Raw genomic sequence first — 19133 nt, forward strand, 5'->3', positions numbered from 1 at the left:
CGCCCGTGGCGCTGTTGTGCCAGACGCCGGCGGCAGGCGCGGAGGGCGCGCGCGCGCAATCGGCGTTTTTCCCGTTTTGCGATTACAGCCCCGAATGGGTGGCGCTGCGCGAGGGGGCGGCCGTGCAGGCGCAGCTGGCCTTCATCGACCTGCCGTGGCAGGCGCGCGCGGGCTCGGCCGACGCGCAGCCCGATGCCGAGGCGCGCAGCCTGATGGCCGAGCGCTACCTGGCCCACAGCAGCTATCTGAACGCCCTGGCCGCGCGCGCCGGCTGCCGCGACCAGGACGAATTGTGGGATCACCTGTTCGAGGCGCGCTCGCGCGCGGCGCTGGCGGACTGGCGCAGCGTGTTTGGCGACGTGTTTTCATACTGCGCCATGGCCCGCCTCGATTACGAGCCGGCCGTGCTGGAAGCGGAAGGCAGCCTGCCGCGCGAACGCCACATGGCGGCGCATATCGCCCGCTGGCGCAAACAGGTCGACGGCCCCGTGGTGGTGGTCACCGGCGGCTTTCACACCAGCGCGCTGATCGAACTGCTTGACGCCGATCCTGCGCCTGCCGCGTTGGCCGCGTCGGCCGCCGCTGGCGCCAGCTGGCTGATACGCTACAGCTTCGAGCGGCTCGATGCACTGAATGGCTACGGCGCCGGCATGCCGGCGCCCGCCTACTACCAGGCCGTCTGGGACGCCCTGCAGTCGCCGGCGCCTGGCGATCATCAGCTTGCCGTCGCCGTGGACCAGTTGACCAGGCTGGCCCAGGACAGCCGGGCGCGCGGCGTGCAGGAGCGCATCTCCACGGCGCAGGTACAGGCGGCGGTGCTGCAGGCGGCCAGGCTCGCCGCCTTGCGCGGCCATGCGGGGCCGGGCCGCCAGGACGTGCTTGACGCCATGCGTTCCTGCTTCGTCAAGGGCGCCATCGACGATGGCATGCAAGGCCTGTTCGACGACGTGCGGCGCCAGATGACGGGCAGCCGGCTGGGCGACGTGCCGCCGTCGGCCGGTTCGCCGCCGCTGGTGCAAGACGCGCGCGCGGCTGCGCATCGCCATGGCTTGCGCCTCGACGACGGCGACACGCGGCTGGCGCGGCTGGATCTGTACCGCAAGCAGCGCCACCGCCGGCGCAGCCGCTTCTTTCATCTGATGCAGTATCTGGACACGGACCTGGCGCGCTGGCAGGGCGGCCCCGATTTCATGGCCGGCAGCCGGCTGGAACTGCTGTTCGAGGAATGGACGTATGCGTGGACGCCGCTGGTCGAAGCGCGCCTGATCGAATTGGCCGCCGATGGCGCCACCCTGGCCGAGGTGGCGCTGGCGCGGCTGCTGCGCGAAGAGCAGGCGCTGGGTGACGCGGGCCGGGCCCGTTCGGCCGGCAGCGCCGCGGCCCTGCTGGTGCGCGCCTGCCTGGTGGGATTGCATGAACGCCTGCCCGCTCTGTTGTCGCTGTTGTCGCGCCATCTCGATGAGGATGCCGATTTTGCCTCGTCGTCGCCTGCGGCCATGCGCTGGTGACCCTGTGGCGCGCGCGCGAGCCGCTGGGCGTGCGCGACCATCCGGGCGTGCTGGCGCTGATGCGGCGTGTCTGGCCGGCCGCGCTGTTCCTGCTGCCCGGGCTGGCCGATACGGGGATGGACGGCGAAGGCGCGCAAGTGGGACAGTTGCTGGCATTGCGCGAATTCGGCCGTGCCGCACGCGGCGCCTTGCCGGAGCAGGAGGCTGGCCTGGCCTTCGAAGCCGGCGACCTGCACCGGCGCCTGCAGTCCCTGACGGCGATGCGCGGCTGCGCGCCCGGCATCTGCGGCGCCGCTGCCGCGCTGCTGTTCCTCGATGGCGCCTGGGATGAACAGGATTTGTCGCGCTTGCTGGAACAGCGCTTCGGCGCCGGCGCCACGCCGCAGGACGCCGTGCGCTTCCTGTCGGGCCTGATGGCCGCCGCGCCTGAATTGCTGCTGACGCAGCCGGGACTGCGGCGCAGCTTCAATACCCTGGTCGGCAGCTGGGACGAGGCCAGTTTCATCCAGTATCTGCCCGATTTGCGGCTGGCCTTCACTGGCCTGAAGCCGCAGGAGACGAGCGACCTGGCCGAGGCGCTGGCGGTGCTCAACGGCGCCGCGCCGGACGCCTTGCAGGCCGAATTCCACTACGACGTCAGCGAAGACGAGATGCTGGCAGGCGGCCGCCTGAACGCGGCGCTGGCCGCCTGCCTGGAGCGCGATGCGCTGTCTGGCTGGCTGGATCTTTCAACGGAGAAGCCGCATGGCTGAGAATCTGGACAATCAGGCGTTGCTGCGCCGCTGGCGCCTGATGCTGGGACGCTACGCGCAGCCGCTGCAAACCGAAGCGTGGTCCGCCAATGATGGCCGGCTCGATGCCTGCCTCGATTACCTGTATGGCCGCGAGTATGCGCGCAAGGGCATGCTGCGTGCCGGCGGTGGCGGTTCGCTGGATCCCAGCCAGCTGCGCGCCATCGACTGGCTGGCACAGACACGCGCAAGCTGTTCCCGCAGGACGTGTACGAGCGCGTGCAGGGCCACGCGATCGAGCGCTATGAATTGAGCGGCCTGCTGCGCGACCCGTTTGTCCTGGCCAGCCTGGAGCCGAACCAGGCGCTGGCGCGCGCCCTGATCGGCATGCGCGGGCGGCTCGGCGCGGACATGCACGACGCGGTGCGCGCCGTGATACGGCGCGTGGTCGAAGAAATCACCGAGCGCCTGCGCAAGGATTTCGTCAACGCGGTGGTGGGGCGGCGCAACCGCTTTCGTCGCACGCAGATGAAGAGCGCGCAGAACTTCGACTGGCGCGCCACCATCACCGCCAACCTGAAACACTACGATCTGGCCAGCCGCCGCCTGCTGATGGCGCGGCCTATCTTCAATGCGCGCGTCAAGCGCAGCCTGCCGTGGGACGTCATCCTGTGCGTCGACCAGAGCGCCTCGATGATGGATTCGGTGATCTATGCGGCGGTGGTGGCCGGCATCCTGTCCGGCCTGCCGGGCGTCAACGTGCGGCTGGTGGTGTTCGACACCGGCGTGGTGGACCTGACGCACCTGGCCGCCGACCCGGTCGAGGTGCTGCTGACGGTGCAGCTGGGCGGCGGCACGAATATCGGCCGCGCGGTGCAGTATTGCGAGCAGCTGGTAAGCAATCCGCAACGCACGGTAATGGCCCTGATCAGCGATTTCGAGGAGGGCGCGCCGCCAGGGCCGCTGCTGGCGGCGCTCAAGCGCATGGCCGAGTCGCGCGTCACCCTGCTGGGCCTGGCGGCGCTCGACGCGCGCGCGCAGCCCGTGTATGACCACGGCATGGCGCAGCGCCTGGCGGAGCAGGGCATGCACGTGGCGGCATTGACGCCGCAGCACTTTGCCGAATGGCTGGGCGGGGTGATGGGATGAGCTGGCACGCCGTGTACCGCAGCTTCGACGACGACAGCCTGGCGACGCTGGCCAACGCGGGCCTGCTGCGCCGTGCCCTGAAAGATATCGAGGCGGGCAAGGTGGGCTGGCAGGATGACGTGGGCGGCGCCCTGGTCGCCGACGGCCAGCGGGTGCTGCTCGATGCGGGCGGACCGCAGAAGGGCCGCTGCGATTGCCCGGCGCCCGGCATCTGCAAGCATATCCTGGCCGCTGCCGTGTGGTTGCGCGAACTGCCGCAGGAGAGTGGACAAGACAGTGGACAGGACGGTGTCCAAGATGCGCCGCCGGCCGGCGTGCAGGAGGAAGTGCTGGCGCTTGACAGCGCGGCCGTCTGCAAGCAGGCGGGCAAGCCGGCGGTGCGCCAGGCGCTGGCCTGGCTGGCGGAAGGCGACCAGGCGGACGTCACCATCGTCAATGCCAGGCTGCAGATCGAGCTGCCCCTGTTGAAACTGGGCTGCAGCTATCTGCGCGGCGCCGGTGCGGACGCCATGGTGTCCGATACCCCGGCGGCCCTGCGCAAGGCGCTGCACCTGTATGCGCTGGCCTGCGTCTGGCGCAAGCATGGCCGGGAGTTTGCCTGGCCGGACGGCACCGCAGCGGCGCCTGTCGCCGCAGCGCAGGGCATGAGTACGTCAGAGCTGGTGTTCCTGGCCCAGGTGCGGCGGCTGCTCGGTGAGCTGTACGACAACGGCTTGTCGCATGCCAGCGCGATTGCCGCCGGCCAGCTGCGCGCGCTGACCATGTCGGCGCGCAGCGAAAACCTGCCCCGTCTTGCCGCCCTGTTGCGTGGCCTGGGCGGTACGCTGGATTTGCTCGTGCGGCGCGATTACCACGCCAGCGAGCGCCAGGCATTTGAAGAGATGGCGGCCATCAGCGCCTTGTGCGCGGCGCTCGAACACGCGCCGGGCCCGCTCTTGCAGCGCTTGCGCGGACAGGTGCGGCGCAGCTTCGATGCGGCCGGTGATGCGCCCCTCGAGCTGCTGCCGCTGGGCGCGTATTGGTGGGAAACGCGCGGCGGCGCGCATGGCCTGACCTTGTCGTTCTGGCAGCATGCCGAGGGTCGCATCGTGCAGGCCGTGCTGGCGCGGCCCGACGCCAGCGACCACTCGTTTACGCGCGAATCGGCATGGGATGCGGGCAGCCTGTGGGCGGGCGCCGGCAGCGCGCGGCATATGTGCGAGGCGAGCTGGCAGTTGGCAGGCGCGTCCCTGGCCGACGATGGGCGGCTTGCCATGGACAGCCGGGTGCGCGCCAGTGCGGCGCCGCTGTGGGCGCTCGACGATGCGCGCTGGCAGAGTCTGGGTTTCAGCGACTGGACGGCGCTGGCCGCCTTCATGAGCGGCAACGTCGGCCTGGCGCCGGAGCCCATCGATTGCGTGCTGTTGCGCCCGGCGGCAGTGGCGCGGCCGCAGCTTGACGAAGTGGGGCAGCGGCTCGATTGGCAAGTGTTCGATGCCAGTGGCGCCGCCCTGGACTTGCAGATTCCGGCACTGCCGGCGCTACGCCCGCGCATCACGCGGCTGCAGGCGGCCGTGGCGGACGGCGCCGATATCCGGGCCGTGCTGGCCAGCCGCGCGCGCGGCGAAGCCGGCGGCTGGCAACCGGTGGCGCTGCTCATCGCCAAGAATGCCAAGCTGAGCGTGGTGTCGCTCGATTTCGAGATCGACGCAGGCAAGCTGCCGTCGGCGCTGGCGCGTTTTTTCAAGAGCCTGGGGGGTACCAGCCTGGCGCCGTCGGCGCCGCAGCAAGCCTCGGCGGCATCACGGGTGCTGGCCCAGGTGCTCGACCTTCTCGCACTGCAGGCGCGTAGCGGCCGGCCGCGGCTGGAAGCGGAACTGGCCGGTGAACTGGCGCGGCACGGCGCCACCTTGCGCGCGCTGGGCCTGGATTTGCCGGCCGGCCTGCTGGCGGCCTACGTCAGTGCGCCGCGCGCGCCTGAAGCCTTGCGCCTGGCGTACGTCTGCACGACGTGCCTCGCGCTGGAGGCGGCAGGGTAGCCGTGGCTCGCCATCAGGGCTGCTGCGCCTGCAGGGCAGCCAGTTCCGCCCTGGCTTTTTCCAGCTTGCCTTCCAGCTTGGCGATCTTCTTCGGCTCTTTATTGGCTTCCTGGGCCAGGCGCAGCGAACGCTCCGTCTGGTTCACCTTGGCTTGCGCCTTCAGCACCTTCTTGTTGTGGCGTTCGACCAGGCTGCTGTCGCGGCAGTGGGCGTTGACTTCGTCGAGCGCGCGCGTCAGGCCCGCGACCTTGTCGGACAGGCCCTGTTCCTGCGCCTGCTGCAATTCGCTGCGGATGCTTTCGCGCTTGGCGGCGCAGCCGGCCAGCTGGGAATTTGCGGCGCTGGCGGCGCTGGCGCCCACGGAGGCGGCGGCGAGCAGCAGGGTCAGGGCGGTTTTCGATAGAAGGTTCATGGCATTCCTGTGTCAGTGGTGGGCCCGTGCAATGTAAGCCTGCCGGCCTGCCCTGTCAAACTTCGCCTACCGTGCGCGCCTGTCCCGCATGGCATCGGCTACCATGCGTGTTTTCTTCTTTCCGATACCGCCGCATGACCAGGAAACTACTGTTGTTGATCCCTCTGCTATTGCCGCTGCCTGTTCTGGCGCAAACCGCGCCCACCTTGCTCGATCTGCAGTTGATCGCCATCAAGGCACGGGCGGATGCGGCCAGCCATAGTCCGGAAAGCATCGCCGAGTTTGCCGAAACCCGGCGCGTGGCTGAAACGGGCGACGTGGAGGCGCAGCTGGAGCTGGCGCGCATGCTGCAGATGGGCGTCGGCACGCCGCAAGATACGGCGCTATCGATGGCCTGGATACGCAAGTCGGCCGAGGGCGGCTATGCGCCGGCGCAAGCGGCATTGGGGCTGGCCTACACCGTGGGCGGCAAGGTGCCCGTCGACCGCGTGCAGGGCGAATACTGGCTGCGCAAGGGCACGGCGCAAGGCGATGAACTGGCGCAAACCATCCTGGCGCTGGAATTCATCAACGGCGACAGCAGTGCCGAAGAGCAGGCGCTGGCCATCACCTGGCTGAATGCGGCGGCGAACGAGCAGCACTTTGTGCCCGCCTACAATGCGCTGGGCGAGCACCTGATGCGCGCAGCCGTCGATGAACAGGACCGTGGCGAGGCTTTCCACTGGTATTACAGATCGGCGCGTGAAAAGGAGCCGGCCGGCATGCGCAACCTGGCCCGCGCACATGAGCTGGGCCTGGGCGTGGCGCAGTCGGACAAGTGGGCCCTGGTCTGGTACGAGCGGGCCGGATGGAGCGGCGACCTGCCCGCCATGCGGCGCATGATCGAGGTGTATGTCAAAGGTGAACTGGGAGAACAGGCGAATGCCGAGGACGCCGCCGAATGGCGCGCCAGGCTGGCAGAGAAGGAAAACAAATGAAGACTGTCCTGTTGATATTGAGTCTGGCCATGGCGCAGAGCGTGCTGGCGCAGCCAGCCGCCGAACCGGCGCCGCGCCAGCATCCGGCGCTGGTCGAATTCGATATGTCCGGCCTCGATGCCATACGCGCAAGGGTGCGGGCCGTGGTCGACCGCCCGGCCGACCTGTCGCCGGAGAAGGTCGTCGCCGCTTATGAAACGACGCGCCGCGCCGCGCAAGGGGGTGACACTGCCGCCCAGCTGGAACTGGCGCAGATGCTGCATGGCGGCGAAGGCACGCCGCGCGACTTTGACGCCGGCCTGGCGTGGATGCAGAAATCGGCCGAAGGCGGCTATGGCCCGGCGCAGGCTTTCCTCGGCGTGGCCTACACGCTGGGACAGGGCATGGCCATCGACCGCAAGCTGGGCGAATACTGGTCGCGCAAGGGCGCCGCGCAAGGCGTGGAACTGGCCAACTTCACGGTGGCCCAGCACTTTGAAAATATCCACAGCAGCCCGGAAGAACAGGCGCATGCGCTGCAATGGCTGAAATATTATGCGGAAAACGGTTTCATCCCCGCCTACAATGAAATCGGCTACCGCCTGATGATGACGGCGCAGGACGAGGCGCAGCGCAAGGAAGCATTCACCTGGTACATGCGGGCGGCCAAGGCGCTCGACCCGCCGGGCTTGAACAATGTCGCCTATTCATATGAAGTGGGGCAGGGCGCGCCGCAGAGCGACGAGGCGGCCCTGGGCTGGTACGAGATGGCGGCCATCGCCAAGAGCCCACCCGGTCAGACGGGTTTCGCGCGGCTGCTGGAGCAGGGCCGTGGCGGCCCGACCCGGCAAGGGCCGGCGCCCAAGCCCTTCGCGCTGTACCTGCTGGCGGCGAAGCAGGGCGACCTGGAAGCCATCGAACGGCTGGTCAAGGTGTACGATAGGGGCGAGCTGGAACAAGCGGCCGACCCTGCGCAGGCGGCGCTGTGGCGCGAAAAGCTCTGGCTGGCCAGGACGCCCTAAGTGGATGAGACGGGGCGGAAACGGCATGCTATCATCATTGTTATCGATAACAATATCATGAGAGACCCATGAATCCCGATTTCCGCTCCAGGGAAATGCTTGAAAAGCATATCCAGCACACGATGAATTTTTATCACCCGCGCGCGTTTGACCCCAGCGGCGGCTTTTATCACTTCTTCCTCGACGATGGCACCGTCTACGACGCTGCCACGCGCCACCTGGTCAGCAGCACGCGCTTCATCTTCAATTACGCCATGGCGTACCGCCGTTTCGGCGGCGACGATTACCAGGCAGCGCTGCGCCACGGCGTGGCCTTCCTGCGCGACGTACACCGCGACCCGGCCACGGGCGGCTATGCCTGGCAACTGTCGTGGAAAGACGGCGTCAAGACGGTGGAAGACGGCGCCAATCACTGCTACGGCCTGGCTTTCGTGCTGCTCGCGTATGCCCATGCCTTGCAGGCGGGGGTAACGGAGGCAGGCGCGTATCTGGACGAAACGTTCGAGTTGATGGAACAGCGCTTCTGGCTGCCCGAACACGGCCTGTATGCGGATGTGGCCAGCGCCGACTGGGCGACGCTGGACGGCTACCGGGGCCAGAACGCCAACATGCATGCCTGCGAAGCCATGCTGGCCGCATTCGAGGCGACGGGCGAAGCGAGATATCTGCACCGCGCCGAGACGCTGGCGCACAACATCACGGTGCGCCAGGCGGGTCTGGCGAACGGCATGATCTGGGAACACTACACGCCCGATTGGGCTATCGAATGGGATTACAACCTGCACGACAAGAGTAATATCTTCCGTCCCTGGGGTTACCAGCCCGGCCACTTCACGGAGTGGGCCAAGCTGCTGTTGATCATGGAGCGTCACAGCCGGTTCATGGCCGGACCGTCCGGCTGGCTGCTGCCCCGTGCGCGCGAACTGTACGACACGGCGCTGGCGAAGGCCTGGGATGGCGCGCATGGCGGCATCCACTACGGTTTCGGTCCGCACGATGAAATTTGCGACGGCGACAAATACTTCTGGGTGCAGGCGGAAAGCTTTGCCGCCGCCGCCGTGCTGGCCGCGCGCACGGGCGATGACGCCTACTGGCGCAGCTACGACAAGATATGGGATTACAGCTGGACGCACTTCGTCGACCACGAGCACGGCGCCTGGTACCGTATTTTGACGCCCGAGAATCAAAAAATCAGCAACGAGAAAAGCCCCGCTGGCAAGGTCGATTACCACACCATGGGCGCCTGCTATGAAGTGCTGAACGTGCTCAAAGGTGCCGCATGAGCGCCGCTTTCCCGACGTTCGTGTCGGCCGGCGAAGCGCTGACGGACATGCTGCGCACGGGCCCGGACGCCTGGAGCAGCCAGGTGGGCGGCTCGACCTGGAACGTGGCGCGCGTGATGGCGCGCCTGGGCGTGCCCAGCGCCTTTGCGGGCGCCGTCAGCCTCGACGTCTTCGGCGACGCGCTGGCCGCTGCCACCGAAGCGGCGGGGCTGGACATGCGTTTTTTGCAGCGCCGCGCGAAGTCGCCGCTGCTGGCCATCGTGCATGAATTGCATCCACCCACGTATTACTTCATCGGCGACGACAGCGCCGACCTGCATTTCGACGCGGCGCAGCTGCCGGCCGGCTGGATGCAGGGCGCGCAATGGGTGCATTTCGGCGGCATCAGCCTGGCGCGCGAACCGCTGGCCGGCAAGCTGCTGGCGCTGGCGCAGGAACTCAAGGCCGCTGGCGTGAAAATCAGCTACGACCCGAACTTCCGCATCATGATGGATGAACGCTACGACGCCACCCTGCGCTGCATGACGGAGCTGGCCGACGTGGTCAAGGTGTCGGATGAAGACCTGGCGGGCCTGTTCCGCCACGACGACATCGATGGCGCGTTTGCCGTGCTGCGCGGCTGGAATCCGCAAGCCACCTATTTGTATACGCGTGGGTCGCAGGGCGCGGCGCTGTACCAGGGCGGGCAGACATGGCAGGCGGCGCCGCCCGTCATCGAGGTGGTCGACTCGGTGGGCGCGGGCGACGCCAGCATCGGCGGCTTGCTGTACAGCCTGATGTACCGTCCCGAAGCGGACGGCGGCGAGCACTTGCGCTTTGCCGTCGCTGCGGGCGCGGGCGCCTGCCTGGCGGCCGGCGGCTCGCCGCCCTCGGTGGAACTGGTGCAAGCGCTGGCGCAGCGCACGCTGGTGCGCTAAGGGCAGGTCAGCGGGGGCCGCATGCCCCCGTCGACGCCCGTTCCATCAAGGTGAACGCCATCAGATGATGCGTGGCAGGCGCCGTTTCGCCCGCGCGGCGCTGGCGGATTTCGTCGATCACCAGGGTGACCGCGGCGCGCGCCATGTCGGCAATGGGCTGGTGGATGGTGCTCAGCTCGGGCCAGACGGTGGTGGCGACGGGCGTGTCGTCGAAGCCGCACACGCTCAGTTCCGCCGGCACCTGCAGGCCCATGCCGTGCGCCACGGCCAGGGTGGCGGCGGCCATGTCGTCGTTGCTGGCGAAGATGGCGCTGGGGTACGGCTTTTGCGCCAGCAGCTGGCGCGCCGCATCGAGTCCCGAACGATACGTAAAATAGCCTTGCGCCACGCGCTGCGGCGGCACCTGCACGCCCGCTTCGCGCATGGCGTCCTCGAAGGCCTGGCGGCGCAGCAGGGCGGGCGTGTGCGCCGGGTCGCCTTCGATGAAGCCGATGTCGCGGTGGCCCAGCGCGAGCAGATGGCGCGTCATGGCCAGCGCGCCTTCGTAGTCGTCGATGCGCACGGCCGACACATCGGGCGAGGGGCGCGCCGTGGCCACGGCGATGGCGGGAATGCCCATCTGGTTCAGCTGCGCCAGCACTTGCGGCGAATCGCACAGGGGCGGCGGCACCAGGATGCCGTCCACGCCCGCCGCCACCAGACAATCGATGCCGGCGCGCTGGCTGTCCAGGTCTTCGCAGCGCTCGAGCAGCAGCTGGCCGCCGCCCTGGCGGCATTGATCCATGGCGCCAACTAGAAATTCACTGAGGAAGGCCGCGCTCGGATTGCTGTACAACAGACCGATGCGCAGGGTGCCGGTGCGGGCCGCCCTGGCCGCCAGGTTGGGCTGGTAGCGCAGGCTGGCGATCGCCGCCTCGACCTTGTCGCGCGTGGCCGCGCTGACGCTGGCGCGCCCGTTGATCACGCGCGACACCGTCATGGCCGATACCCGGCCAGGCGCGCCACGTCGTGCACGGTGGCGCCGCTGGCGGTGTCGGGGGCGGCGTGCGCCGCCTTATTCGAGGTGGCCACCGAATTTCAGCTTGCCGCTGATGCGCATGCCGTGCAATTGGCCTTCTTCCAGTTCGGCGGCGCTGGTGCGCTGCGCCGTGTCGCGCCGCGCCAGTCCCACCGACAGGATATCGAGCATCATGAGCTGCAGCAAGCGCACAATCATGGGCACGAAATTGAGGTTGCCTTCCGGGTGGTTCAATGTCAGCAGCACGTCGGCCAGCTTGGCCAGCGGCGAACCGCTGGCCGTAATGGCCAGCACGCGCGCGCCGCAGCCCTGCGCCACCTTGACGGTGCGCAGCAGGTCGGGCAGGGCGCCGGAACGGGAAATGACCAGCGCCACGTCGCCTGGTTTCAGCATGGCGGCGCTCATTTCCTGCGCCTGCGGGTCGGCAAAGAAGCTGCTGACGATGCCCAGGTTGAGCAATTTGTGCTGCATGTCGTCGGCCACCACGCGGGCGCTGCCCACGGCCAGCAATTCCACGCGCTGCGCGCCGCGCAGCAGTTCGATGGCGGCCGTCAGCGCTTTGACGTCGAGCATGTCGCGCAGGGCCAGCGCGGCCGAGGCGTTATTGCCCAGCACCTTGCGCGCCAGTTCCGCGTCGGAATCCGAAATCTCCACGTGGCAGTGGGCCACCGTGATGGCGCCGCCCGTCAGGCCGGACGCGAGCTTCAGCTTGAAATCGGCCAGGCCCTGCACGCCGATCGAGCGGCAAAAGCGCATCACGGTCGGCTGGCTGACGCCGACCCTCTGGGCGATTTCGGCGATCGGCAGGGTCAGCATGGCGTTCGGTTCCTTCAGGACCCAGTCGGCCACCTTGCATTCCGAAGGGCTCATGCGGCCGCGCGCCTGGCGCACGGATTCGAGCACGGGTGCGCCGGTATGGGCGCGCTTGAGCTTTTGCGCCAGGATGGCGGCGATGCCGAGAAAAGTAGGCAGTTCGGCCGTGATCAAAAAGGTGGGAATCTGCGCCAGGTATTCGTTCAGGCGGCCTTTTTGCTCGAAGCGGGCGCGGAACTGCGACTGTTCGAACAGGGGGCCCAGGCGCGGCACGATGCCGCCGCCTATATAGATGCCGCCCAGCGCGCCCAGGGTCATGGCCACGTTGCCGGCGATGGAGCCGAGGATGGCGCAGAAGCAGTCCACCGCTTCCAGGCACACGTCGCATTCATTGTTCAGGGCGCGGCTGGTGATTTCGGCGGCCAGCAGCGGCAGCGCATCGGGCTTGCCGGCGCGTTCGGACAGGGCGCGGTAGATCAGTTCCAGGCCGCGCCCGGAAGCGAGGCGTTCGGCCGAGACGTGCGACAGTTCGCGCCAGGCGAAGGACAGCACGTCCATCTCGCGCTGGTCGCAGGGCGCGAAGCTGACGTGGCCCCCTTCGCTGCCCAGCGCGATCCAGCGGTCTTCGGCAGGGATCATGCCCGACACGCCGAGGCCCGTGCCCGAACCGAGCAGGCCGATGACGCTGTCGGCGCGCGCCATGCCGCCGCCGATCTGCAGGCGCTGGTCGGGCCGCAGGTAGGGCAGGGCCATGGCCAGCGCCGTGAAGTCATTCACCACCAGCAGGGTGTCGAGGCCCAGCGTGGCGCGCATGGCCTCGATCGAAAAGAACCAGTGATGGTTCATCATGCGGATATTGTCGTCGTCGATGGGATTGGCGATGGCGATGGCCGCATGGCGCACGCGCGCCGAACCGGCGGCGCGCGCCTCGCTGCTATCCATATAGGCGGTGATGGCGTCGAGCAGCGACGCGTAGTCGTCGCAGGGCAGCACGGCGACCGCTTCCAGGTGGCCCTGGCGCGTTTCGAGCACGAAGCGCGCGTTGGTGCCGCCGATGTCGGCCAGCAAGCGTGGCCCTTCACTGAAACGCTCCGCCGGATCGCTGCCTGCTACTTCCATTTTTTCATCAATTTTCATGGCGGTGCCTAGTCTCGTTTGCGTGCGCTGTCGTGGCGGCGCACTGTCGTTATGGCAAAAACCAAGGATTTTAATTCGTATACGTGCCGCGTGCCGAAAAATGCGGGACGCCTGCGTAAATGCTTGCCCGCAGTGCCGGAAACGGGCGGCGCCAGCGGAAAAAACGGGGCAGTCAATGCGCCTGTCGGTACGCAAATAAAGTGTCGCAGAGTAGTCGTAGGATTACAACATAATATGTTGATATTTGTTCGTAGTATAGTTACTATGTCCCTGCTGGAAAGAATTCTGGCCAGTACATTCGGCCACGAATGACTAGATAAAAAATAACTACTGAGGAGACTTACCATGCTGCATCGCACCATGTTGAAGGCCGTGTTGAAAACACTGCCAGCTGCCATCGTCTTAGCCATCGCCAGCGGTTCCGCTGCCGCCGACCCGATGTACCCATCCGACTCCGAAGGCTTCCACGGCTACCTGCGCGCCGGCGCCGGCAGCAATACGTCGGGCGACGGCGGTTCGCAAGGCTGCTTCGGCCTGGGCGGCAATACCATGAAGTACCGTCTGGGCAATGAGTGCGACGCCTACACGGAATTCGGCTACACCAAGTCCGTCGCCCAGTCCGGCGGCGTGAACTACCTGGCCACCATCTGGGTCAACGCCTACGCGCCGAATTCGGATTTCGGCGACAACAAGCTGGGCATCGTCAAGGCCTATGTCGAAGCGCAGGGACTCGATTTCCTGAACGGCGGCACGGCCTGGATCGGCAAGCGCTTCTACTACCGTCCTGACATCCACATGTTGGACTTGCAATACATCAACATGAACGGCACGGGCGCCGGCCTGGACCGCATTCCTGCCGGCCCCGGTAAATTCTCGTACGCCTTCTTCAAGGACCGCGATCTCAACAAGCGCGACGACAATGGCGCCATCCTCGGCACTACCTCGGCCGTGCGCCAGAACTTCATCTACGGTGAAATCCCCGTCAATGAAAACGGCACGCTGGACTTGGCCGCGACCTACATCATCGGCGAAGGCAAGGACAACGACGTCTACGGCAAGAAACACAACGGCTGGCAACTGTCGGCATTCCACCGTCAAGGTAAAGTGTTTGGCGGCGGCAATACCTTCGGCGTGCAGTACGGCGTCGGTCCCGGCACCGGCCAGGGCGCGCAGTTCGGCGCGTCGGGCGACACCGGTTTGGGTTCGGACGTGAAACGCACGCGCATCTTCAATGACATGGCGATCCAGCCGATGGCCAACTTCGGCATGGAATTCGTCGCCCTGTGGCAAAAAGACGAGTCGAACGCCAACGGTTCCTCGACCTGGACCTCGGTCGGCGTGCGCCCGGTGTACGCGTTCACCAACAACTTCAAGCTGGTGGGCGAACTGGGCACGGACCGCGTGACGCAAGCGGGCGGCCTGCCGGCCAAGCGCCTGACCAAGCTGACCATCGCCCCGACGATCTCGGCCGGCCCTGGCCTGTGGTCGCGTCCTGAACTGCGCGCTTTCGTGACCTACGGCAAATGGAACGATGCGGCCACCGCCTCGGTCAACGCGTCGAACAACGGCGGCCCGATCTACAACAACAATACCAGCGGCACGTCGTATGGTTTCCAGGTGGAAACTTGGTTCTAAGTTTGCAGTCGTAGTCAGTCTAGATCAACCTGGCGCATCCTTCGCGGATGCGTTTTTGGCGCCGTCCCGTGATATAAATGCAATGTAGTCATATCATGGATCGCGGCGCCGTCTTTACACCAAGATGATGCCCGTTTGCAAGCGGGTCTGAGCACAAGAGCGCCGGTACAGGCGCAGATTTCACCTTTTTCGGCCCCCGTATGCCGAAGCCCCCTAAAAGCTTGATCAAAAAAGGAATGTGGAGATGAAACTGAAATTCAAGATTACCCAACTGGCCGCATTGACCACCCTGGCGTTTGCCGGCAGCGCGTTTGCGACCGACGTGGAAGTGTTGCACTACTGGACCTCCGGCGGCGAAGCGAAGTCCGTGGGGGCCAGTTGCAGCAAATCGTGAAGGAAAGCGGCTTTGGCTGGAAAGACTTCGCCGTGGCTGGCGGCGCTGGCGAAAACGCCGCGACCGCGCTGAAAACCCGCGTCATTTCCGGCAATCCGCCAACGGCCGCCCAGATCAAGGGCCCATCGATCCAGGAGTGGGGCGCGGAAGGCGTGCTGGCCAATATCGATGATGCCGCCATTCCAGGCAAATGGGATGCCGTGCTGCCGAAAGTCGTCGCCGACATCATGAAATACAAGGGCCACTACGTCGCCGCTCCCGTCAACGTCCACCGCGTCAACTGGATGTGGGTCAATCCGGAAGTGCTGAAAAAAGCCGGCGTGGCCACCACCCCGACCACCTGGGATGCGTTCTTCGACGCGGCCGAGAAAATCAAGAAATCGGGCGGCGTCGCGATCGCCCACGGCGGCCAGCCATGGCAGGACGCCACCGTGTTTGAATCCGTCGCGCTGGGCGTGGGCGGCACGGAATTCTACAAAAAGGCCATCCTCAAGCTGGACCAGAAGGAATTGACCGGCCCGACCATGCTCAAGGTGTTCGACACCCTGGGCAAGGTGAAGACCTACATCGACAAGGATGCGGCCGGCCGCGACTGGAACCTGGCCACCGCCATGGTCATCAACAACAAGGCCGGCTTCCAGTTCATGGGTGACTGGGCCAAGGGCGAGTTCACGGCTGCCGGCAAGGTGCCGGGCAAGGACTACCTGTGCGTGGCCGCCCCTGGCACGGACAAGGCCTACACCTTCAACATCGATTCGTTTGCCATGTTCACGCAAAAGGATGCGAATGCGAAGAAAGGGCAGATCGCCCTGGCCAACGCCATCATGAATCCGAAGTTCCAGTCGATCTTCAACCTGAACAAGGGTTCCATCCCCGTGCGTTCCGGCGTATCGAAGGACAAGTTTGACGCTTGCGCCCTGAAATCGATGGAAGACATGGACGCCACCAACAAGACCGGCGGCCTGGTGCCATCGTTCGCGCACGGCATGGCGCTGCCATCGGCCACGCAAGGCGCCGTGACCGACGTCATCGCCAAGTTCATGAACACCAACATGAGCTCGAAGGACGCGGTTGCCGCCCTGGCCAAAGCGGCAAAAGTGAAGTAATCACGACGGCGCCGGCATTCCCGCCGGCGCCCGCTGCATCGCATGCATCGCAGGCGTCCGCCCTGGCTTTCGTCCGGGCCGGCGCCACACGCAGTTTTTACTTCTACGGCTGTCCTATGTCCATACGCAAGCAATTCGACCGATGGATACCGCAGATGGTGCTGGGCCCCACGCTCATCGCCAGCCTGGTATTCGTCTATGGTTTTATCTTTTTGACCGGTTGGCTGTCGCTGACCGAATCGCGGCTGATGCCGAACTACGAGTTCGCCGGCCTGGTGCAATATTACGAGCTGTTCGACAACGAGCGCTGGTGGACCTCGCTCAAGAACCTCGGCATCTTCGGTGTCCTGTTCATCGGTTGCAGCATCGCCATCGGCCTGTTCCTGGCCATGGCCATCCTGCTGGACCAGAAAATCCGCGCCGAAGGCGCGCTGCGCGCCATCTACCTGTATCCGATGGCGCTGTCCTTCATCGTCACCGGCACGGCGTGGAAATGGATGCTCAATCCCAGCCTGGGCCTGGAAAAGGTCATGCACGACTGGGGCTGGACCTCGTTCACCTTCGACTGGCTGGTGAACTCCGACATGGCCATCTACACGGTGGTGATCGCCGGCGTATGGCAGTCGTCGGGCTTCGTCATGGCGCTGTTCCTGGCCGGCCTGCGCGGCATCGATGATGAAATCATCAAGGCGGCGCAAGTCGATGGCGCGTCCTTGCCGACGATCTACTGGCGCATCGTGATTCCCGCCATGCGTCCCGTGTTCTTCAGCGTGCTGCTGATCCTCGCGCATATCGCCATCAAGAGCTTCGATCTGGTCATCGCATTGACGGCTGGCGGACCTGGCAACTCGTCGTCCGTGCCGGCCATCTTCATGTACCAGTTTTCCTCACCCCCGCGGCCAGCTGGGCCTGGGCTCGGCATCAGCAATGATGATGCTGGCCACCATCGTGGCCGTGCTCGTGCCGCTGATGTACCTGGAAACGCGCAGCGCAAAGGCGATGAGATGACACCTACACGAAATAATCGCCTCACCCTCGGACGGGTGGTGGTATACCTGCTGCTGATTCTGTTTGCGGTGTACTACATCGTGCCCCTGTACGTGACCCTGTCGACGTCGTTCAAGTCGCTCGACGAGATCCGCAGCGGCAACCTGCTGGCACTGCCGCACGTGTGGCAGTTCGATTCCTGGTCCAAGGCCTGGTCGTCGGCCTGCACGGGCGTCACCTGCGACGGCATGCAGCCGTTCTTCTGGAACTCGATCAAGATGGTGATTCCCGCCGTGCTGATTTCGACCTTCCTGGGCGCCTTCAACGGCTATGTGTTCGCGCACTGGCGCTTCCGCGGTTCGGAAATCCTGTTTGCCGCCCTGCTGGTGGGCTGCTTCATTTCTTCCAGGTGGTGATCCTGCCGATGGCGCGTTTGCTGGGCGAATTCGGCCTGGCCAATACGACTACCGGCCTGGTTTTCGTGCACGTGGTGTACGGCACGGCGTTCACGACCTTGTTCTTCCGCAACTACTATATCGGCGTGCCGGAAGAACTGATCAAGGCGGCACGCATCGACGGCGCCGGCTTCTTCTTGATCTTCCGCAAGATCGTACTGCCGATTTCGGGTCCGATCTTCGTCGTCTGCATCATCTGGCAGTTCACGCAGATATGGAACGACTTCCTGTTCGGCATTGTGTTTGCCAGCGGCGATTCGCAGCCGATCACGGTGGGCTTGAACAACCTGGTCAACACGTCCACGGGCGTGAAGGAATACAACGTCAACATGGCCGCCGCGGTGATTGCCGCGCTGCCGACCCTGCTGGTCTACCTGGTCGCAGGCCGTTATTTTGTGCGCGGCCTGACCGCAGGCGCAGTCAAAGGTTAAGGAAAGAATATGTCCAGTTTATCGATACGCAGCATCCGCAAGGTGTACACGAATGGCGTCGAAGTCTTGAAAGGCATCGACATCGAAATCAAGGATGGCCAGTTTCTGATCCTCGTCGGCGGCTCCGGCTCCGGCAAGTCGACCTTGCTCAACATGGTGGCCGGCCTGGAAAGTGTGACTTCGGGCGAAATCCTCATCGACGGCAAGGTGGTCAACGACTTGCCGCCGAAGGACCGCGACATCGCCATGGTGTTCCAGTCGTATGCGCTGTACCCGTCGATGACGGTGCGCGAGAATATCGCGTTCGGCCTGAACGTGAAAAAGGTGCCGAAGGCGGAGCAGGAAGAAATCGTCGCCCGCGTCGCCGAAACCCTGCAGATCACGCATTTGCTGGATCGCCGTCCGGCGCAGCTGTCGGGCGGCCAGCGCCAGCGCGTGGCCATGGGCCGCGCCATCTCGCGCAAGCCGTCGCTGTTCCTGTTCGACGAACCGCTGTCGAACCTGGACGCCAAGCTGCGCGTGGAAATGCGCGCCGAGATCAAGCTGCTGCACCAGCGCCTGAAGGCCACCATCGTCTACGTCACGCATGACCAGATCGAAGCGATGACGATGGGCGATTTGATCGCCGTCATGAAGGATGGGGTGGTGCAGCAACTGGGCACGCCGCAGGAAATCTACGACAATCCGGCGAATCTGTTCGTGGCCGGCTTCATCGGCTCGCCATCGATGAATTTCATCACCGTCAAGCCCGTCATCGAGGGCAACGAGGTGTTTGCCGCCATCGACAACGCGGGCAAGAGCATGCGCCTGGCCCTGCCGTTCGCCGCCGACAAGCTGCGTAGCTATGCGGGCCGCGACGTGATCCTGGGCGTGCGTCCGGAGCAGATCACGGACATGAGCAGCGCGCACGGCGACGTGGGCCAGGAACTGGGCTGCCTGATCGATCTGGTCGAGCCGACCGGCCCGGACACCCTGCTGACGACGCGCCTGAACGGCGCGGCAGTGACTTGCCGCACGCACCCGCGCGAAGCCGTGCTGCCAGGGCAGACCATGCAGCTGTCGTTCAACCTGTCGAAAGCGGCCCTGTTTGATCCGGCCAACGGCGAGCGCATCGCGTAAGCGGCACCTGCCAATAAAAACGGCCCGCTTGTCGAATGACAG

14 protein-coding genes and 3 pseudogenes are annotated in these 19133 nt (G+C 65.6%); 14 read left to right on the forward strand and 3 right to left on the reverse strand.

The window, feature by feature from the left end; all coding sequences use genetic code 11:
• The first annotated feature begins 5 nt into the window (after positions 1 to 5).
• The 5 genes from ACQVLG_RS19915 to ACQVLG_RS19935 are packed head-to-tail and all read left to right on the forward strand — an operon-like array spanning position 6 to position 5406.
• Complete coding sequence (locus tag ACQVLG_RS19915) at positions 6 to 1508, forward strand: DUF5682 family protein (protein WP_474290737.1); 1503 nt, start codon at positions 6 to 8, stop codon at positions 1506 to 1508.
• A complete protein-coding gene (locus ACQVLG_RS19920; RefSeq protein ID WP_474290738.1) occupies positions 1505 to 2260 on the forward strand; it encodes a DUF5682 family protein in 756 nt (251 codons plus the stop codon). Before ACQVLG_RS19915 ends, ACQVLG_RS19920 begins: the two co-directional genes overlap by 4 nt.
• Positions 2253 to 2552, forward strand: coding sequence for a hypothetical protein (locus tag ACQVLG_RS19925; RefSeq protein ID WP_474290739.1), 300 nt, complete (start codon positions 2253 to 2255; stop codon positions 2550 to 2552). Before ACQVLG_RS19920 ends, ACQVLG_RS19925 begins: the two co-directional genes overlap by 8 nt.
• Entirely contained in the window at positions 2507 to 3388 is an 882-nt protein-coding gene (locus tag ACQVLG_RS19930; protein WP_474290740.1) for a VWA domain-containing protein, read from the forward strand. Before ACQVLG_RS19925 ends, ACQVLG_RS19930 begins: the two co-directional genes overlap by 46 nt.
• The gene (locus tag ACQVLG_RS19935) at positions 3385 to 5406 is read left to right on the forward strand and encodes an SWIM zinc finger family protein (protein WP_474290741.1); all 2022 of its coding nucleotides are present in this window, start codon (positions 3385 to 3387) and stop codon (positions 5404 to 5406) included. Before ACQVLG_RS19930 ends, ACQVLG_RS19935 begins: the two co-directional genes overlap by 4 nt.
• Before the next feature lie 13 nt (positions 5407 to 5419).
• Here the strand turns inward: ACQVLG_RS19935 and ACQVLG_RS19940 are convergent, their stop codons facing one another.
• Positions 5420 to 5818 (reverse strand): DUF1090 family protein, encoded by a 399-nt coding sequence (locus tag ACQVLG_RS19940; protein ID WP_474290742.1) that lies wholly within the window; start codon positions 5816 to 5818, stop codon positions 5420 to 5422.
• A 152-nt stretch (positions 5819 to 5970) separates the two neighbouring features.
• Between ACQVLG_RS19940 and ACQVLG_RS19945 the strand changes: the two genes are divergently transcribed.
• The 4 genes from ACQVLG_RS19945 to ACQVLG_RS19960 all read left to right on the forward strand — a co-directional run bounded on the left by ACQVLG_RS19945 (position 5971) and on the right by ACQVLG_RS19960 (position 9996).
• Positions 5971 to 6795, forward strand: coding sequence for a tetratricopeptide repeat protein (locus ACQVLG_RS19945; RefSeq protein WP_474290743.1), 825 nt, complete (start codon positions 5971 to 5973; stop codon positions 6793 to 6795).
• A complete protein-coding gene (locus ACQVLG_RS19950) occupies positions 6792 to 7796 on the forward strand; it encodes a tetratricopeptide repeat protein (RefSeq protein WP_474290744.1) in 1005 nt (334 codons plus the stop codon). The genes ACQVLG_RS19945 and ACQVLG_RS19950 overlap by 4 nt, the downstream gene beginning before the upstream one ends.
• A 68-nt stretch (positions 7797 to 7864) precedes the next feature.
• Positions 7865 to 9079: an AGE family epimerase/isomerase gene (locus ACQVLG_RS19955; protein ID WP_474290745.1), complete on the forward strand. Its 1215-nt coding sequence runs from the start codon at positions 7865 to 7867 to the stop codon at positions 9077 to 9079.
• Positions 9076 to 9996 carry a carbohydrate kinase family protein gene (locus tag ACQVLG_RS19960; RefSeq protein WP_474290746.1) on the forward strand — a complete coding sequence of 307 codons (921 nt, stop codon included), beginning with the start codon at positions 9076 to 9078 and terminating at the stop codon, positions 9994 to 9996. Before ACQVLG_RS19955 ends, ACQVLG_RS19960 begins: the two co-directional genes overlap by 4 nt.
• Positions 9997 to 10003: 7 nt before the next feature.
• On the opposite strand, the gene ACQVLG_RS19965 is transcribed toward ACQVLG_RS19960, so the two are convergent.
• Both ACQVLG_RS19965 and ACQVLG_RS19970 read right to left on the reverse strand, forming a co-directional pair.
• Positions 10004 to 10975 (reverse strand): LacI family DNA-binding transcriptional regulator, encoded by a 972-nt coding sequence (locus ACQVLG_RS19965; RefSeq protein ID WP_474290747.1) that lies wholly within the window; start codon positions 10973 to 10975, stop codon positions 10004 to 10006.
• 75 nt (positions 10976 to 11050) lie between these two features.
• Complete coding sequence (locus tag ACQVLG_RS19970) at positions 11051 to 12964, reverse strand: glucokinase (protein ID WP_077402982.1); 1914 nt, start codon at positions 12962 to 12964, stop codon at positions 11051 to 11053.
• 345 nt (positions 12965 to 13309) lie between these two features.
• Between ACQVLG_RS19970 and ACQVLG_RS19975 the strand changes: the two genes are divergently transcribed.
• The 5 genes and pseudogenes from ACQVLG_RS19975 to ACQVLG_RS19995 all read left to right on the forward strand — a co-directional run bounded on the left by ACQVLG_RS19975 (position 13310) and on the right by ACQVLG_RS19995 (position 19091).
• Positions 13310 to 14599 carry a carbohydrate porin gene (locus ACQVLG_RS19975; protein ID WP_474290748.1) on the forward strand — a complete coding sequence of 430 codons (1290 nt, stop codon included), beginning with the start codon at positions 13310 to 13312 and terminating at the stop codon, positions 14597 to 14599.
• A 244-nt stretch (positions 14600 to 14843) separates the two neighbouring features.
• Positions 14844 to 16099: pseudogene (locus tag ACQVLG_RS19980) on the forward strand (ABC transporter substrate-binding protein).
• A gap of 116 nt (positions 16100 to 16215) precedes the next feature.
• A pseudogene (locus ACQVLG_RS19985) lies at positions 16216 to 17107 on the forward strand (carbohydrate ABC transporter permease).
• Positions 17104 to 17972 (forward strand): annotated as a pseudogene (locus ACQVLG_RS19990) (carbohydrate ABC transporter permease). The pseudogenes ACQVLG_RS19985 and ACQVLG_RS19990 overlap by 4 nt, the downstream one beginning before the upstream one ends.
• A 9-nt stretch (positions 17973 to 17981) precedes the next feature.
• On the forward strand, positions 17982 to 19091 hold the full coding sequence (locus tag ACQVLG_RS19995) for an ABC transporter ATP-binding protein (RefSeq protein WP_474290749.1): 1110 nt from the start codon (positions 17982 to 17984) through the stop codon (positions 19089 to 19091).
• Positions 19092 to 19133: the final 42 nt, after the last annotated feature.

It is taken from the genome of Janthinobacterium sp. TPC_1 (assembly GCF_056037845.1).

Coding starts and splice junctions, on each gene's coding strand:
- ACQVLG_RS19965 (WP_474290747.1), bottom strand. CDS start 10,975: ATGACGGTGTCGCGCGTGATCAACGGGCGCGCCAGCGTCAGCGCGGCC.
- ACQVLG_RS19960 (WP_474290746.1), top strand. CDS start 9,076: ATGAGCGCCGCTTTCCCGACGTTCGTGTCGGCCGGCGAAGCGCTGACG.
- ACQVLG_RS19955 (WP_474290745.1), top strand. CDS start 7,865: ATGAATCCCGATTTCCGCTCCAGGGAAATGCTTGAAAAGCATATCCAG.
- ACQVLG_RS19970 (WP_077402982.1), bottom strand. CDS start 12,964: ATGAAAATTGATGAAAAAATGGAAGTAGCAGGCAGCGATCCGGCGGAG.
- ACQVLG_RS19935 (WP_474290741.1), top strand. CDS start 3,385: ATGAGCTGGCACGCCGTGTACCGCAGCTTCGACGACGACAGCCTGGCG.
- ACQVLG_RS19950 (WP_474290744.1), top strand. CDS start 6,792: ATGAAGACTGTCCTGTTGATATTGAGTCTGGCCATGGCGCAGAGCGTG.
- ACQVLG_RS19925 (WP_474290739.1), top strand. CDS start 2,253: ATGGCTGAGAATCTGGACAATCAGGCGTTGCTGCGCCGCTGGCGCCTG.
- ACQVLG_RS19940 (WP_474290742.1), bottom strand. CDS start 5,818: ATGAACCTTCTATCGAAAACCGCCCTGACCCTGCTGCTCGCCGCCGCC.
- ACQVLG_RS19975 (WP_474290748.1), top strand. CDS start 13,310: ATGCTGCATCGCACCATGTTGAAGGCCGTGTTGAAAACACTGCCAGCT.
- ACQVLG_RS19995 (WP_474290749.1), top strand. CDS start 17,982: ATGTCCAGTTTATCGATACGCAGCATCCGCAAGGTGTACACGAATGGC.